The organism is Marinobacter flavimaris (assembly GCF_002933295.1).
GTDB classification, from domain to species: domain Bacteria; phylum Pseudomonadota; class Gammaproteobacteria; order Pseudomonadales; family Oleiphilaceae; genus Marinobacter; species Marinobacter flavimaris.
The window spans coordinates 159,261-174,811 of record NZ_PSSW01000010.1; the positions used below are offsets into that span (position 1 = coordinate 159,261).

Consider the following 15,551-nt stretch of genomic DNA (forward strand, 5'->3'; position numbering starts at 1 on the left):
GGTGTTCGCCGACGTTTCATCATTCAGGACCTGTTTCCATGACCAATTCGGAACCGACTTCACCCCACCCGTTGCGCAAACCGCTGCTGATTGCCGAATTTACGGCGCTTGCCGTTTTGCTGGCTTCCATGGGGTGGTTTTCCAGCCAGACCAGCGACGGTCAGACCATCAGCGCCGGCTGGCTGCTGATTCCAGCCTTCGCCAGCCTCGGGGTCTTCATCAGCTTTATCGGCCTCATGTACCTGCGCTGGGTAGCCTCGGCGGAAAGTGGCAACCGGTTCAAGCACAAGGTTATTTTCTCACTTCTGGCCGTCACCCTGATCGGCGTCTGGATCTATGGCATTGCCAACACCTGGTTCAGTCTGACCGCCAGCTAGGAGAGCACCTGATGACATCCCCACACCTGTTGGCGCCGCCCACGGCCATCATTACCTTCTCGTTGATGCTGTCGGTGCCTGTAAACGTGTCGGCACAGACTGAGGAAGCGCCCTCCATTGATTCACCCGAACAGTGCGCCCTGATTGACGATGGCATCAAGCGACTGGCCTGTTTTGACAGCCTCTACAAACCCACTGAGAGCCAGGCCCAGGCATCGGAAAGCGCCAAGGAACAGGCCGAGAAGAGCGCGGAGCAACTGGCGCCCAATGGTAAAGATCTCGATGCCGTTGCCGGCAGTGCCTTGGAAGGCGATTCCGACGCAGGCGTTATGTCTGCCTTGGTGGACCGCTATGTGGCCGCCGAGAAAGCCGTGTTTTCCTTTTCCGGCAGCTTTGTGGGGCACCGGCCCACCTACATCCTGCCGGTGAGCTGGGTGAAAGACCCGAACGAATCGCCATCCAGTCCCCGGCTAGGGTCCATCGGTTATGACTACGACCTGGAACGGGAAGAAGCCAAGTACCAGATCAGTTTCAAGGTCCCACTGCTGACGGGAATTCTGGATGACCGCACAACACTCTGGTTTGGCTATACCCAGACCTCGTTCTGGCAGGTGTACAACCAGGACGACTCCGCGCCTTTCCGGGAAACCAACTACGAGCCGGAGATATTCGCCCGATACCAGACCGACTGGGATATCGGACCGGGCCGACTGAATGGCGTGACCCTCGGATTCAATCACCAGTCCAACGGGCAGTCTGAACCGAAGTCCCGGAGCTGGAATCGCATCATGGGCTCAGCCGCGTACAGTTATGATCGCTGGCTCTTTATGGTCCAGCCCTGGTATCGGATTCCGGAGAACAATGACGATGATAATGCGGACATCCAGCGCTACCTGGGGTATGCCAATTACCATGCGGTATACAAGCTGACCGAGGATCGGACGTTTTCGTTGCGGCTGATGAATAACCTGCGGTCGGATGATAACAAGACGTCGGTGGAGTTCGGGTACAGTTTCCCAATGGGGGATACGGTTAAGGGGTTCTTCCAGTACTACAACGGGTATGGGGAGAGTCTGATCGACTATAACCACCGGATTCAGCGGTTCGGTATCGGGATTATGCTGAACGACTGGCTCTGACTTCAGGTGCAAGACCGACTGGGACGCTTGTCCTCCTGAAACACGCTCCTAACGGCACATCCCTGTGACGCTTGGGCTCCGCCATCCCTGGCTCCGCACAGTTTCATGAGGACAAGCGTCCCACTCGGCCCCAAAAAAAGGAGTTACCTCTCCTCGTTCAATCTCTGCATTTCTGCCAGCAATTCTTCCGTCTTCTCTTCCATCAACGGAATATCCGCCCGCGATTCTACGTTCAACCGTACAACCGGCTCGGTGTTGGACATTCGTAGGTTGAAGCGCCAGTCGTCGAATTCGATGCTTACGCCGTCCACGTGGCTGACGCTTTTGGCGCCAACGCTGTATTTGGCTTCAATCGCAGCGATGACCTTGGGGGGATCATCGATGGTGCGGTTGATTTCGCCGCTGGCGGGGTAGGCTTCGATTCGGGCATCGATGAGCGACGACAGGGTCTGGCCGGACTGGCAGAGGCGTTCGGCAACCAGCAGCCAGGGGATCATGCCGCTGTCGCAATAGGCGAAGTCGCGGAAGTAGTGGTGGGCGCTCATTTCGCCACCATACACGGCATCTTCGTCACGCATTCTCTGTTTGATGAAGGCGTGGCCGGTCTTGCTCTCGATGGCTTCGCCACCGGCGGCTTTCACCAGATCAAGGGTGTTCCAGGTCAGACGGGGGTCATGGATGACCTTGCCGCCGCCGGTTTTGCGCAGGAACTGGTCGGCGAGCAAACCAACAATGTAGTACCCCTCTATGAAACGGCCGTTTTCGTCGAAGAAGAAGCAGCGGTCGTAGTCGCCATCCCAGGCGATGCCCATGGCAGCGCCTTCCGCGATAACGGCGTCGGCCGTCGCCGCCCGGTTTTCCGGGAGGATCGGGTTCGGTACGCCGTTGGGAAAATGGCCGTCTGGCTGGTGGTGCACTTTCACGAATTCAAAGGGCAGGTGCTGTTCGAGTTCATCGATCACCAGGCCGGCGCCGCCGTTACCGGCGTTGCAGACAATGGTCAGCGGGCTGAGCGAACCGGCATCGATATACCCCAGGAGATGGTCCACGTAGGCGCTCATCACCTCAAGTGGTTCGTAGCGACCCTGCTGAGGTGCATCACCGAATGGCTCCAGCACCCGGTCGCGGATCTCGTTCAGACCGTTATCGGAGCTGATAGGCCGGGATTCAGGGCCGACCATTTTCATGCCGTTGTGATCTTTGGGATTGTGGCTGGCAGTCACCATAATGCCGCCGTCCATCTTGTAATGGCTGGTGGCAAAATACACCTGCTCGGTGCCGCACAGGCCGATATCAAACACATCCGCGCCGGCGGCCATGAGGCCGGAGCTGAGTGCCTCGGCAATGTCGGGACTGGACAGCCGGATGTCGTAGCCCACGATGACTTTTTTCGCGCCAGTGATTTCCACGTAAGCGCGTCCGATTTTTTCAGCAAGGACCGGATTCAGTTGATCCGGCACCCGGCCTCGCAGGTCGTAGGCTTTAAAACAGGACAAGTCCATTGTCTGAAATTACTCCGCGGCGGATGACTGAAGCTGGATGTAGTTCTGGATGCCCATCTGGGAAATCATTTCCAGCTGGGTTTCCAGCCAGTCGATGTGCTCTTCTTCACTATCGAGAATGCTGCGGAACAGTTCACGGCTGGTGAAATCCTGCACTTCCTCGCAGTAGAGGATCGCTTCTTTCAGGTCGGTGTGGGCAATTTCTTCCAGTTTGAGATCGCAGGAGATCATTTCCTCGACGTTTTCGCCGATCAGCAATTTGTTCAGATCCTGGAGATTGGGCAGCCCTTCGAGGAACAGGATCCGCTCGATAAGCTGGTCTGCATGCTTCATCTCGTCGATGGATTCTTCGTATTCCTTGGCGGCCAGCTTGGTAATACCCCAATCCTTGTACATGCGGGAATGGAGAAAGTACTGGTTGATCGCGGTCAGCTCGTTGCCGAGGACCTTGTTCAAGTGCTGGATGACCTTTTTATCGCCTTTCATGGTCGGGCTCCCTGATGGCCGAATGAATCAGTGTCTTAGGATAGCCCCTTATGGCGCAGGAGAAAAACAGAACCGGCCAATCGTGCCGGTCAGGCAGGCTGGGCGAGCATGTTGGCCATGGCCAGGTAATCGGGCGTGCGGCTCTCGCGCAGGATTTCGCGGGCGGTGCAGGCACAGCGTCCACACTGGGTGCCCACACCCAGCTCTTTGCCAAGCTGGCGCATGGATGACACGCCGTTATCGGCAGCTTCGCGAATTTCCCGGTCGGTTACGCCGTGGCAAAGGCAAACGTACATAGCAGTGACTCACCAATGACAATAAAAGTTAGTGATAATTATTGTCATTGGCATCTAGAAATGCAAGCCTTCTGGCTTAAATTTGTGCAACTTTTGTGTTGCGAGACTCACAAACCCCGGGTCAGATTCCGCGAACCTGCGTCGGTAACCACCACGTTGTCCTCGATACGGATTCCGCCGCAGCCTCTCAGCCGCCCAATCAGCTCCCGGTTTAAATATTGCCCCAGCTCGCCTTCCAGCAGTGGATCCAGCAGCGACGGAATGAAATAGAGACCCGGCTCGATGGTTACCACCATACCGGGTTCAAGCCGGCGGGTGAGACGGAGAAACGGCGCGTCGTCCGGAGGCGGCGTTGGTTTTCCAGCCACGTCGTGCACCTGGACGCCCAGGAAGTGACCGATGCCATGGGGGAAGAATACACGGGTGATGCCCTTTTCGACGATACCCTCGTCATCCAGGCCGGTAACCAGACCGGTGGCCGACAGCAGGGCGGCAAGCCCCTGATGGGCCTTGCGATGGATGTCGATGTAGTCCACCCCGGGCGCGACCATGTCGCAGAGCCTGACCTGGAGCCGGTCGAGACCGTGGATCAGCGCTGCGAAGTGCGACTCTTCCGGACCTGCCGTGGTACGGGTGATATCGGAGCAGTAGCCCCGAAAACGGACCCCGGCATCGATCAGCAGGCTACGGGTCTGCCCCGGCGGCTGCGTATCGTAATACTGGTAGTGCAACGTCCCGGCGTGCTCGTTCAGCCCGATAATGCTGTGATAAGGCGCTTCGGCTTCCCGCTGACCGGTTGCCTGCTGGTAGGCCAGGTTGATGCCAAACTCGCTCTCGCCGGCCAGGAACGCGTCCCGGGCCGCCGCGTGGCCTGCCAGAGCCAGTCGGTTCGCCTGTGCGAGACACTCGATTTCGTAGGGCGTTTTGCACACGCGGGTCTCGTCCAGATCCCTCAACAGAGCCTCCGGGTTTTTCTCACCCGGAATATTCGATATCAGGGCAGGATCCCCGATCACCGCAAGACTTTCCGGATCATCCAGCAACGGGGCCTCGGGTGAGGCACTGCTGCGAACCTCGATGAATTGCTGCCAGGGCTCTTCCGCCAGTGGCGAATTGGCGTGCCAGAAGTCGACCGGTTCGAACAGCCAGAGCACGGGCTTGTGCCCGGCCCGGATCCAGAGCCAGCAGTGTTCGCGACCGGCCAGCCCGGTCCAGTGCAGAAACGGACCATAACCCTGGAAATGCCAGGCCTGGTCATCTCCATAACGGTAAGGCGCGGCGCCGGAAGCAATAAGCAGGCTGTCGTAGCCATGCTCTGCCAGGGCCGATTCGTATCGGGCCTGCAGTTCTTTCAGGTGATCGGTCTGCAGCGACAACAGCGCATCATCAGGCATGGCCATCTTCCAGTGTTTTCCAGAGCGTTAAAAGATCGTCCGACCGGGTGTCACGGAGACGGATCAGGCGAATTTCCAGGGGGACATCCCAGCCTTCGTCACCGGCTCGCACCAGACTGCCGAACTGTTCGCTTTTTTCTGTCATGCGCCGGGGCAACCACCCCATACCGAACCCCTGCTTCACCAGCGCCTTGATGCTGGCGGACTGGGTGTTCTCGTTCAGGGGTAACAGATTGGCCGTCAACCTGTTGCGGGCAAGATGGCCCTCAATCGCCGATTGCAGGAAACCACGACTGTGATAAGCGATCAGCGGTACCGGCTGTTCCGGGCTGCCCGGCAAGGCAAACCGCGGATGCCCCTGATCGCCAGCAACACTGACCGGAACCAGGGATTCGCGAGCCAGCACCAGCCAGTCGTAACTATCGGCAGTCAGCCTCCCGCCCCAGGGCAGATCGGGATGCCAATAGCACAGCACCAGATCACACTCGCCACTGTCCAGCGCCTCCAGAAACTGCTCCCCCACCCAACTGGTGGCATTCAGATTTAGCTGCAAACGCTCGGCAATGCCCGCGTCTTTCGCCCAGCCCTGGTAAAAGTGCGAAAACAGACCCTGCGTGGAACCCACACTGATCCTGGCAGACACCTCGGCTTCAAGGGCGCTGATTCGATCACGGGTATCCCGGACATCCCGGGTGATTCGCTCGCACAGCTCCCGGAATATCTCGCCAGCAGGCGTCAGCAAGAGCGGCAGCGTCTGGCGGTTGACCAGCGTGCTGCCCATGGCTTCTTCCAATAATTTGATCCGGCGGCTGAACGTAGGCTGGCTCACGTGCTGCAACTCGGCAGCACGTGAAAAATGGCGCGTTCGGGCCAGCGCCAGAAAATCTTCCAACCAGCTTACTTCCATGGAGTCCCCTGAGGGTATGTCGTTGTATCGATGCGAGTTCTGCTGCTGGCATCATAGCCTATCGCAGCGGCGCCGTTACAACCGGCCCTCTTCCACCGCGTGGCAGGCCACCTGGGTACCGCCATCCGTGGTGATCAGCTGCGGAATTTCCTGCCGGCAGCGCTCGTTGGCGTAGGGACACCGACCGTGGAAGACACAGCCCGACGGCAGGTTCACCGGCGTGGGCACCTCTCCTTTCAGGCGGATGTGGTTGGGGCGATCATCCTCCAGTTTCGGAATAGCCGACAACAGCGCCTGGGTGTAGGGATGTCGGGGCGCGGAAAACAGCGTTTTTGTATCCGCCAGCTCACAAACCCGCCCAAGGTACATGACGGCAACCCGGGTGCCGAAATGCTCCACCACCGCCAGATCGTGGGTAATAAACAGGTAGGTCAAGCCCCTGCTTTCCTGGGCGTCCATCAGAAGGTTCAGCACCTGGGCCTGGATCGAGACGTCCAGGGCCGAGATCGGCTCGTCGGCCACGATGAACTCCGGATCAACTGCCAGGGCCCGGGCAATGGCGATCCGCTGGCGCTGGCCACCGGAGAATTCGTGGCCGAAGCGGTTGCCCCAGTCCTGATCAATGCCCACCGAATGCATCACCTCATGGATCTTGTCCCGCACCTGCACCGGGGACCAGTCCGGATGATGGAACCGGATCGGCTCCTCCAGGGTCTGCTGGATGGTCATGCGCGGGTTCAGGGACGCATAGGGATTCTGGAAGATCATCTGCATCTTGCGCCGGTACGGCAGTGAATCCTTGCGCTCCAGATTGTCGATGCGCTGGCCGTCGTAGTGAATCTCGCCGGCGCTGGGCGAGAGCAACCCCATCACGGTTCGGGCCACGGTCGACTTGCCACAGCCGGATTCGCCCACCACGCACAGGGCCTCGCCCTTCTGCACTTCCAGGTCCACGCCGTTGATGGCGTGGACAGCCTCCTGTTTGCGGCGGAAGCGTCCACCCTCAAAGGTGATCTGCTCCAGCAGGCTGCCGGACAGGTCAAAGCGTTTCTCGAGACCGCTGATACTTACCAGAGGGGAGGTCATGATTCGGCCTCCTGCATGCGTTTCTCCTGTTCAATCAGGTTGGCAACTTCGTAACAGGCCACATTCACATTGCCCGAGCGCACATACTCCGGCATGGCCTGCTTGCACTGCTCGGTGGCGAAGTTGCAGCGGGGATGGAACGGACAGCCGGAGGGCACGTTCTTCAACGATGGCATGGAGCCGGGAATCTGGAACAGCCGCTCGCCGGGCTCGCCCATCTGGGGCAGCGCGTTGATCAGCCCCTGGGTGTAGGGGTGCTGGGCATCGTTGATAATTTCCCGGGTCGGCCCCTGCTCGATAATCCGGCCGGAGTACATGACCAGCATTCGCTGGGTCACCTGGGAAACCACGCCCAGATCGTGGGTAATCAGCATCAACGCCACGTTCTCCTGTTCGCACAGGTTCAGTAGCAGATCCATGATTTCCGCCTGAATGGTGACATCCAGAGCCGTCGTGGGCTCATCCGCGATGATGATTTCCGGATCCAGCAGCAGGGCGATGGCAATGATCACCCGCTGGCGCATGCCCCCGGACAGCTCATGGGGGTATTGATCGAGACGCTTCTCCGGAGAAGGAATCTGCACCTTCTGCAGCCGGTCCAGAGCAATGGCACGGGCTTCTTTTTTACTGATTTTCCGATGGGCAAGGAGAGCCTCCACCATCTGGGTTCCGATGGTGAGGACCGGGTTCAGGGTCATCATCGGATCCTGGAAGATCATGGCGATACGGTTACCACGGATTCGGCGCAGCTCCCGCTCGCTCATGGCGGCGAGGTCCCTGCCCTCGAACAGGATCTGTCCGCCGGCGATGTAGCCCGGCTTGGCAATCAGGTTCAGGATGGAAAAGGCAGCCACCGACTTGCCGGCACCGGACTCCCCCACCAGGCCCAGGCGCTCGCCCTTGTCCAGGCTGAAGCTGATGCCGCGCAGCGCTGTCAGGTCGCCACCACGCACGGCAAAACGTACATCAAGATCTTTTACTTCCAACAGTGCCATGGTGTTACCCCTTGTACAGCCGTGGGTTCATCACATCCCGCAACCAGTCACCCAACAGGTTGATGACCAGCACGAGCACCACCAGCACCAGGCCCGGGATCAGGGTGATCCACCAGGAACCGCCCTGGATGTAGTCAAAGCCGGATTTGATCAGCGAGCCCAGCGACGGCTGGGTCTCCGGCATGCCAAGCCCCAGGAACGACAGCGCCGCCTCGGAGATAATGGCGTTGGCGATCTGGACCGTGGCGATAACGAAGATGGGCGACAGCGTATTGGGCAGGATGTGCCGGAACATGATCCGACGGGTCCCGAAACCCATCACCTTGGCCGCATCCACGTACTCCTTCTTCTTTTCCGCCAGCACCGAAGCACGAACGGTCCGGGCAATCTGGGGCCACTCGGCAACACCGATGATGAAGATCAGCATGTAAATGGCGATCTCACCGAACATCAGGTTACCGAAGCTGGCCTTGAACACTGCGCCCACGATGATGGCAACCATCAGAGTGGAGAAGGACAGCTGCACATCGGCAATGCGCATCAGCACCGCATCGACCTTGCCACCCAGGTAGCCGGCGAGGAGACCGAACAGAATGCCCAGAAACGCCTGCAGGACCACCGCCCCGAAACCGATCATCAGGGACACCCGGGTACCGTAAAGAATCGTGGACAGCAGATCCCGGCCCTGGGCGTCGGTGCCCAGAGGAAATGCCGGATCGGCTCCGCTCATGCCCACCGGGGGCAGCTCAGAATTCATAATGTTGATCTGCGCCAGATCGTAGGGATCGGCGGGCGCCAGCAGGGGCGCGAACACCGCCGCCAGCACCATCAGCAGCAGCACGGCAAAGCTGACAATCGCCACCTTGTCGCGCTTGAAGCTGTACCAGAAGAAGGACTCGCGGAAGCGGTACCAGCGGGAAACCGTTGCCGTTGTCATGCTTTCTTTCCTGTCAGTTTGACGGTGGGATTCACCAGACCGTAGATCAGATCCACCAGGGTATTGGTAACCACGAAAATCAGGCCCACCACCATCAGGTAAGCCACGATCAGCGGAATGTCACTGCGGGTAATGGCCTCCAGGAACATCAGGCCCACGCCCGGCCACTGGAACACGGTTTCCGTAAGGATGGTGTACGCCACCATAATGCCGATCTGCACGCCACCCACGGTGATCACCGGAAGCATGGTGTTCTTGAGTGCGTGCAGGAAGTTGATGCGGCCGGCGCTCAGGCCCTTGGCCCGGGCGTAACGCACATAGTCGCTCTGCAGCACTTCCATCATCTCGGCCCGGATCAGCCGGATAAACAGCGGCAGCATGATCGAGGCCAGCGACACCGACGGTAGGATCAGGTGCATCAGACCGGTACCGGTGAAGAAGCCCGATTCCCAGGTGGCGAACAGGTGAGTCAGCTCATCACCACGCCCGTAAGAGGGCAGGCCGCCCTCAGTGGAAAAGAAGTCGTTCAGCCACTGCCCCCACCCGGTATCGGACGGAAACCAGTTCACCGTCACACCAATGGAGAACAGCTGAATCAGCACAATGGCCGTCAGGAACACCGGGATGGAAATACCCACGGTACTGACGCCCATAAAGAATTTGGATAACCATGCCTGGGGCCGGATAGCGGCATAGACACCAATCGGCACGGAAAGAAACACAATAATCAGACTGGCACCGATGACCAGCTCCAGCGTCGCCGGCAGGTGCTCGGCGATCACTTCCAGGGTCGGCTTGCTGTAGAAATAGGAGTTGCCCAGGTCGCCCTGGAGCGCATTGCCTGCAAACCGCAGGTACTGCACCACCATCGGGTCGTTCAGGCCAAGCTCCTCTCGAATGGCTTCCCTCTCCTCTTCGGAGACGGACATCCCCACCATTTCCTGAAGCGGGTCCCCGAGGCCATCCTGAATGGCAAAGGCAATCACGCTGATCACAAACATGACCAGAAACGCCTGGGAAATCCGCTGAACCAAAAACGCTAACATGGAAAGCTTCCGGATAAGGCTTGCAAACAAAAGGCCGGCGCCGGATCACTCCAGCGCCGGCCGGCCATCAAAGGCAGTTACTCAACAACCAGATCACCCAGGTACGGGAAGTTCATGACATTGAGCACCGGCTCAATATTCACGTTCTTCTTGGAGGCCCAGGCCAGGTCCTGCCAGTGCAGCGGAACAAAGGCGGCATCATCGTACAGACGCTGTTCCACTTCCTGCAGCATGGCGGCACGCTTGTCCAGGTCGGTCTCGACGTTGGCCTTCTGTACCAGGGCGTCGATTTCCGGGTTGCAGTAGTTACCGGCGTTGTACTGGCCAGCGCCAGTGTCGGCATCCGGGCAGAAGGTCAGGAACTCGTAGAAGTTGGCGGAGTCCTCGGTATCCGCGTGCCAGCCGATCATCATCATGTCAGCGGCGCGGTTGTCATACTCCGGCCAGTACTGGGCCTTTGGCAGGGTTTTCAGATCCACCTTGATGTTGATGCGCGCCAGCATGGCAGCCACTGCCTGAGCGATCTTGTCGTCGTTCACGTAGCGGTTGTTCGGCGCCATCATGGTGATTGTGAAACCGTCCTCGTAACCGGCTTCCTTCATCAGCTCCTGGGCCTTGGCCACATCGAAGCGCGGTGTCAGGGACTCGTTATAGCCCTGGTAGCCTTCAGGCGACATCTGGGCAGCAGGGGTGGCGAAGCCTTTCATGATCTTGGCGGCAATGCCTTCCTGGTTGATGGCATAGGCAATCGCCTGGCGAACCTTCGGGTTCTTGAAGGCTTCCACTCGCTCCTGGTTCATGTGGAACAGGATGATGCGGGTGCCACTCATGGTGACCAGGTTGGCGTTCTTGTCGTTGCGGATCCGCTCCAGATCATTGGGCGGAACCGGGGCGATAAAGTCGACACCACCGGACAGCAGCGCAGAAACCCGGGTGTTGTTCTCTTTGATCGGAGTCAGCACGATCTTGCCGACGTTACCCGGGGACTCGGTATCCCAGTAGTCGTCGAAGCGCTCGAACTCGACGCGGACACCCTGCTTGCGTTCGGTCACGGTGTAAGGGCCGGTGCCCGACAGATTCTCGGATGCGAACGAGTTGCCATGTTTGAGGATGGCGCTCTTGTCTTTGCCGTCTTCGGTCTGGCCGCTGTAGAACTCGCTGTCGAACGGGAAGATATAGGTGGCGGTGTTCAGCAGCAGCGGATAGGGCTCACTGGTGACCAGCTCGAAGGTGTAATCATCGATGATGTTGATGCCGCTGAAGGGCTTGAAGATGGCCTTGAAATCCTGGCTCTGCTTCAGGCGGTCGAAAGTGAACTTCACATCCGCGGTCGTCAGCTCGTTGCCGGAATGGAACTTCACGCCCTAACGGAGTTTGAAGCGCATGGTGTTTTCATCAACCCGGGTCCAGCTCTCTGCCAGGCGCGGCTCGAAACCAAGATCCTTGGTCCAGCGCAACAGCGGATCAAAGGTCATATGAGACAGCTGGAGAATGCCACCAGACAGCTGCTCATGAATGTCGAGGGTCACGGGGTCGGCGTCGTACGCCATCTTCAGTTCCTTGGTCGCCTCGGCAGACAGGGCTACCGGCGCCGCCGCCAGGGCCATGGAACCGACAAATGCTGCAATCAGTTTTTTCATCGCGTTTTCCGTCGCTGTTTTAGGAATTTTCACGGAACATCGGCGCAGAACGGCGCCGAATGCCTGGCCAACAAGCTAGTCTCGGAAAACACTTAGGGCAATCGAAATTGCGACATGGGGCTATACGCCAGGTGAATGACCTGATTTGGCGCAGACTTACAGCCGGAAAACCAGAGGCAGGATCAGGGCAGTAAACACACCGGTAAGTCCCATTCCCAGAGACGCAAACGCGCCGGCGCTATGGCTGATTTCAAACGCCCTCGCGGTTCCGATGGCATGGCCATTCAGCCCCAGGGCAAAGCCCAGAATCCGTTCGTCCTCAACAGGCAAAAGCCGCGCGAGCAGGTCAACGAAGAGGGTTGCCACCACGCCCGTGATCAGGAGCCCGCCCATCATCAGGGGCACCGAACCGCCCAACTGCTCGGTAATACCGATGGCGATAGGCGCAGTAACCGACTTGGGCGCCAGCGATGCCAGGACCTCCGGTGTGGCCCCCAGAGCCCAGCCAATCACCACGGCGTAAACCGCCGCCATGGTGGCGGCAATCGGCAGCGTGACCACAATCGGGCGCCACATGGCACGGATATGGTGCATCTGCTGGTACAAGGGAATCCCGAGTGCGACGGTGGCAGGCCCCAGCAACACCGTCAGCCACCGCGCGCCCTGTTGGTAATCCTGGTAATCCACCGCCAACGCGATGAAGCCAGATAAAAGACACGCAGACAAAACAACCGGCGGCAGCCAGATAGGCCGGCCAATGCGGGAGAACAGCCAGTTGCCGGCAAAAAAGGCACCGAGGGTCAAACCGATCGCAAGAATCGGGGTGGCGGCAAGCGACTCCGGCAGGGCCTGGAAGCGCGCAAGGAGCTCACTCACCATCGCTAACGCCTCTTTTCGTCACCGCCTTCATCAACAACAAGGTAGTCAGCACACTGAGAAAGGTGCCCACCAGCAATGCCGCCGCAACCGCCAGCCACTGCCCGGAGAACTGGTTCGCCGTGAAAAACACACCCACCACCCCCGGCATGATCAAGAGCACCAGCACCGATATAAGCCCCTGGCTGGCCCGAGCAAGATCATCACTCACGTTGCCTTTAAGCATCAGCGTGAAGGTAATGACCACCATCCCCAGCACGCCGCCACTCACCGGCAACGCCAGCAGCAGGCGCACAGACTCGCCAAGAATAAAAAACAGCACCAGAACCAGAAAACCACGCAACATCGGCATGCGCTTACACTCACCCGGGAAAGAATTGCATTACACTAGCCCAAACCCCTATCCCGATACCAATGCAGGAAGCCCATGGCGCTCAAAGCAACCATCCTCAAGGCGACGCTCAACATCGCCGACATGGACCGTCACTACTACGCGGATCATCAATTGACCATCGCCCAGCATCCGTCGGAAACGGACCTGCGCGTGATGATCCGGCTGCTTGCCTTTGCCCTGAACGCCGGCGACACCCTCGAATTTACCAAAGGCCTGAGCACCGATGATGAGCCAGAGCTGTGGCAGAAAGACCTGACGGGCGAGATTGAAGTGTGGGTTGAATTGGGCCTGCCGGAAGAGGATCGACTGAGAAAGGCCTGCAACCGCGCAGAAAAAGTGATCCTGTACACCTATGGCGACCGCGCCTTCCCGGTCTGGTGGGACAAACATCATGGCAAGCTGGAGCGTTTCGACAACCTCACCATCATCCACCTGCCCGGCGATGACACTGAGGCGCTGGCCGCCCTCGCGGACCGGTCCATGAGCTTCCAGGTGACCATCCAGGATGGCGAGGTGACCTTCAGCAATGACAACAATCTGGTAACGATCACCCCCGAGCAGCGCCTGCCCCAAAACTGATGGCAGGACTTGCCTTCCGGGACTGGACAGCGACCTGCTTCGCACGTAAGATTGCGCACTCGAAATCGGCGAGCCATCGTCGAGCTCGAAGCGCCCGTAGCTCAGCTGGATAGAGCGTTGCCCTCCGGAGGAGGGCCAGAGAAAAAATCCGGAACCGAAGGCAACGGTCAAACATGCCAAACTTGTTGAAATCCGCCCGTAGCTCAGCTGGATAGAGCGTCGCCCTCCGGAGGCGAAGGTCTCAGGTTCGAATCCTGACGGGCGGGCCATTAACTTGGCAAATCAATAAGTTATCACCAAGAAAACACCCTCACCTGTATCGCTCACGCCTGACCAGTCCGAACACCTCCGACTCAATCAGTGACCTTTGCACGGGAAGATTAAAAGCGGGAATTTTTCTCGATTGTTGCGCCTGTGCCCAAATGGTGCCCTAGCAGTGCCCAGTTAATTTAGGTGAATGCATCGCAACCTACCGACGTGACCTTTGCACTGTCTTCACCTGACTCTCTTCATGGCACAGCAACGTTGCGCCATCCAAGCAGACATTTTCAGCTTTGGTCGCAAAGCGGACATTCAGATCGACCACAAAGCGGACCTTTTTCGCTTTCCAAAATGGGTTGTCCGGAATTAGTTGACCACACCACTTACCTACAACAATTGAAAAGCTGAATTACGCTGTGCCGGAGATTGAGAACAGAGGGTCGTGGCGGGAAAAATTATTGGTTGAGTAGTAGCGTTAAAAATGTGAGGATGATTTGAGCATGGGCGTAAACATCCGCCCAGCGAGTGTGCGAATAGACCTTACAATAAAGCGGGAAGATGAGCATTTTTGCTCGACTGCATAGCAGTCCAACCGGGATCTGGCGAAGCCTAGAGCTGAACCTAAACTGCGTCCCGAGGATTGGCCTTGCTCCTCCGTTTCTCGCTTACGCTTTATTTTGGTTTGCTAGCTCACTCGGAGAAGCGGTGGCCGGTGTCCCGGGGAGCAGGGTCAATACATTTACGGGCGTACGAATGGAGTCTTCGCTATTGATCATTACAAAGCTAGCTCACCACGAGGAGCTATAACTTCCATAGACAAACTGGCGTCCGCACTCACTACGTCGGTGGCACACCTCCAAGACCTCGCTCAGCCGTTTGATGGAAGATATTTTGAGCTCAGAAAGCCCAAAAGAAACGGCGGGACTCGAATAGTTTATGATCCTCATCCAGACCTGAAGGCTATTCAAAAGAAAATCAATTCACGGATTTTTCGAGCTGTATTATACCCGCCGTACCTCTACGGTGGCATAAGAGACACGCTTGATTCGAGAGACTACATCAAATGCGCCACCGTTCATTGCCCTTCAAGCGTTGTCGCACAACTAGACATAGATAGCTTTTTTGACAATATATTGTTCCATCAAATTTATGAGGTCTTTACAGAATTCTTCCACTATTCACCTGAAGTCTCCGATCTTCTAACCAGAATTTGCGCAAAAGACGACTTCAATCTTCCTCAGGGCGCCCCGACCAGTGTGGCTTTATCAAATCTAATTTTCTTTAATGATGAGCCAAGTCTGGTCCGGCACATTTCGGACTCAGGAGCGAGATACACCCGCTTCATTGACGATATTACGATCTCTCACCCTGATTCAAAATTTCCCATCGAGAAATACGCAAAGGCAGCCATTAGAATAATAGAGCGCAATGGCTTTAGGATTAATGAGTCAAAGTCAGGCACTCTTCGCGACACCGGCTTAATTGATGTATTTGGAATTCGGGTAAATGGAGCGGTAATCCCCCCATTTTTAGCGGGGTTCAAAAGTAGACCTCAGGCCATCATGGCCAACTTCTGTTGAGGAGTAATCCCTCCGAGTCCCATATTGGGTCGTTCGTGATTGTAGTGCCAGAGCCA

17 protein-coding genes and 1 tRNA gene are annotated in these 15,551 nt (G+C 57.8%); 5 read left to right on the plus strand and 13 right to left on the minus strand.

The window, feature by feature from the left end; all coding sequences use genetic code 11:
- Positions 1 to 38 precede the first annotated feature (38 nt).
- The gene (locus MDHKLMBL_RS17085) at positions 39 to 377 is read left to right on the plus strand and encodes a hypothetical protein (RefSeq protein ID WP_014575826.1); all 339 of its coding nucleotides are present in this window, start codon (positions 39 to 41) and stop codon (positions 375 to 377) included.
- 11 nt (positions 378 to 388) lie between these two features.
- Entirely contained in the window at positions 389 to 1,516 is a 1,128-nt protein-coding gene (locus MDHKLMBL_RS17090; RefSeq protein ID WP_104271558.1) for a phospholipase A, read from the plus strand.
- 143 nt (positions 1,517 to 1,659) lie between these two features.
- Here MDHKLMBL_RS17090 and MDHKLMBL_RS17095 read toward each other — a convergent pair whose 3' ends face one another.
- The 13 genes from MDHKLMBL_RS17095 to MDHKLMBL_RS17150 form a co-directional block, all read right to left on the minus strand.
- Positions 1,660 to 3,018: a phosphohexomutase domain-containing protein gene (locus tag MDHKLMBL_RS17095; protein WP_092033518.1), complete on the minus strand. Its 1,359-nt coding sequence runs from the start codon at positions 3,016 to 3,018 to the stop codon at positions 1,660 to 1,662.
- 9 nt (positions 3,019 to 3,027) lie between these two features.
- Complete coding sequence (gene bfr / locus MDHKLMBL_RS17100; protein ID WP_014575823.1) at positions 3,028 to 3,504, minus strand: bacterioferritin; 477 nt, start codon at positions 3,502 to 3,504, stop codon at positions 3,028 to 3,030.
- An 89-nt stretch (positions 3,505 to 3,593) separates the two neighbouring features.
- Positions 3,594 to 3,800 carry a bacterioferritin-associated ferredoxin gene (locus tag MDHKLMBL_RS17105; protein ID WP_012139146.1) on the minus strand — a complete coding sequence of 69 codons (207 nt, stop codon included), beginning with the start codon at positions 3,798 to 3,800 and terminating at the stop codon, positions 3,594 to 3,596.
- Between the two features lie 107 nt (positions 3,801 to 3,907).
- Positions 3,908 to 5,194, minus strand: coding sequence for a Xaa-Pro dipeptidase (gene pepQ / locus MDHKLMBL_RS17110; protein WP_104271591.1), 1,287 nt, complete (start codon positions 5,192 to 5,194; stop codon positions 3,908 to 3,910).
- Complete coding sequence (locus tag MDHKLMBL_RS17115; RefSeq protein WP_104271560.1) at positions 5,187 to 6,101, minus strand: LysR family transcriptional regulator; 915 nt, start codon at positions 6,099 to 6,101, stop codon at positions 5,187 to 5,189. Before MDHKLMBL_RS17115 ends, pepQ begins: the two co-directional genes overlap by 8 nt.
- A 75-nt stretch (positions 6,102 to 6,176) precedes the next feature.
- Positions 6,177 to 7,187, minus strand: a complete 1,011-nt coding sequence (locus MDHKLMBL_RS17120) for an ABC transporter ATP-binding protein (protein WP_104271562.1) — start codon at positions 7,185 to 7,187, stop codon at positions 6,177 to 6,179.
- The gene (locus MDHKLMBL_RS17125) at positions 7,184 to 8,182 is read right to left on the minus strand and encodes an ABC transporter ATP-binding protein (RefSeq protein WP_104271564.1); all 999 of its coding nucleotides are present in this window, start codon (positions 8,180 to 8,182) and stop codon (positions 7,184 to 7,186) included. Before MDHKLMBL_RS17125 ends, MDHKLMBL_RS17120 begins: the two co-directional genes overlap by 4 nt.
- A gap of 4 nt (positions 8,183 to 8,186) precedes the next feature.
- On the minus strand, positions 8,187 to 9,119 hold the full coding sequence (locus MDHKLMBL_RS17130) for an ABC transporter permease (protein WP_104271566.1): 933 nt from the start codon (positions 9,117 to 9,119) through the stop codon (positions 8,187 to 8,189).
- Entirely contained in the window at positions 9,116 to 10,165 is a 1,050-nt protein-coding gene (locus MDHKLMBL_RS17135) for an ABC transporter permease (protein ID WP_104271568.1), read from the minus strand. The genes MDHKLMBL_RS17130 and MDHKLMBL_RS17135 overlap by 4 nt, the downstream gene beginning before the upstream one ends.
- Before the next feature lie 77 nt (positions 10,166 to 10,242).
- Positions 10,243 to 11,526 carry an ABC transporter substrate-binding protein gene (locus tag MDHKLMBL_RS17140; protein ID WP_369126632.1) on the minus strand — a complete coding sequence of 428 codons (1,284 nt, stop codon included), beginning with the start codon at positions 11,524 to 11,526 and terminating at the stop codon, positions 10,243 to 10,245.
- Positions 11,527 to 11,529: 3 nt separating this feature from the next.
- Entirely contained in the window at positions 11,530 to 11,805 is a 276-nt protein-coding gene (locus MDHKLMBL_RS21355) for a hypothetical protein (protein WP_227507707.1), read from the minus strand.
- Between the two features lie 156 nt (positions 11,806 to 11,961).
- Positions 11,962 to 12,684 carry an LrgB family protein gene (locus MDHKLMBL_RS17145; RefSeq protein ID WP_014575815.1) on the minus strand — a complete coding sequence of 241 codons (723 nt, stop codon included), beginning with the start codon at positions 12,682 to 12,684 and terminating at the stop codon, positions 11,962 to 11,964.
- The gene (locus MDHKLMBL_RS17150; RefSeq protein ID WP_008169943.1) at positions 12,674 to 13,033 is read right to left on the minus strand and encodes a CidA/LrgA family protein; all 360 of its coding nucleotides are present in this window, start codon (positions 13,031 to 13,033) and stop codon (positions 12,674 to 12,676) included. Before MDHKLMBL_RS17150 ends, MDHKLMBL_RS17145 begins: the two co-directional genes overlap by 11 nt.
- Before the next feature lie 75 nt (positions 13,034 to 13,108).
- Between MDHKLMBL_RS17150 and MDHKLMBL_RS17155 the strand changes: the two genes are divergently transcribed.
- The 3 genes from MDHKLMBL_RS17155 (at position 13,109) to MDHKLMBL_RS17165 (ending at position 15,495) form a co-directional block, all read left to right on the plus strand.
- Positions 13,109 to 13,654, plus strand: a complete 546-nt coding sequence (locus MDHKLMBL_RS17155) for a YaeQ family protein (RefSeq protein ID WP_104271570.1) — start codon at positions 13,109 to 13,111, stop codon at positions 13,652 to 13,654.
- Between the two features lie 192 nt (positions 13,655 to 13,846).
- Positions 13,847 to 13,923: transfer RNA gene (locus tag MDHKLMBL_RS17160), tRNA-Arg, on the plus strand.
- An 837-nt stretch (positions 13,924 to 14,760) separates the two neighbouring features.
- The gene (locus tag MDHKLMBL_RS17165) at positions 14,761 to 15,495 is read left to right on the plus strand and encodes a reverse transcriptase family protein (RefSeq protein ID WP_158254290.1); all 735 of its coding nucleotides are present in this window, start codon (positions 14,761 to 14,763) and stop codon (positions 15,493 to 15,495) included.
- Positions 15,496 to 15,551: the final 56 nt, after the last annotated feature.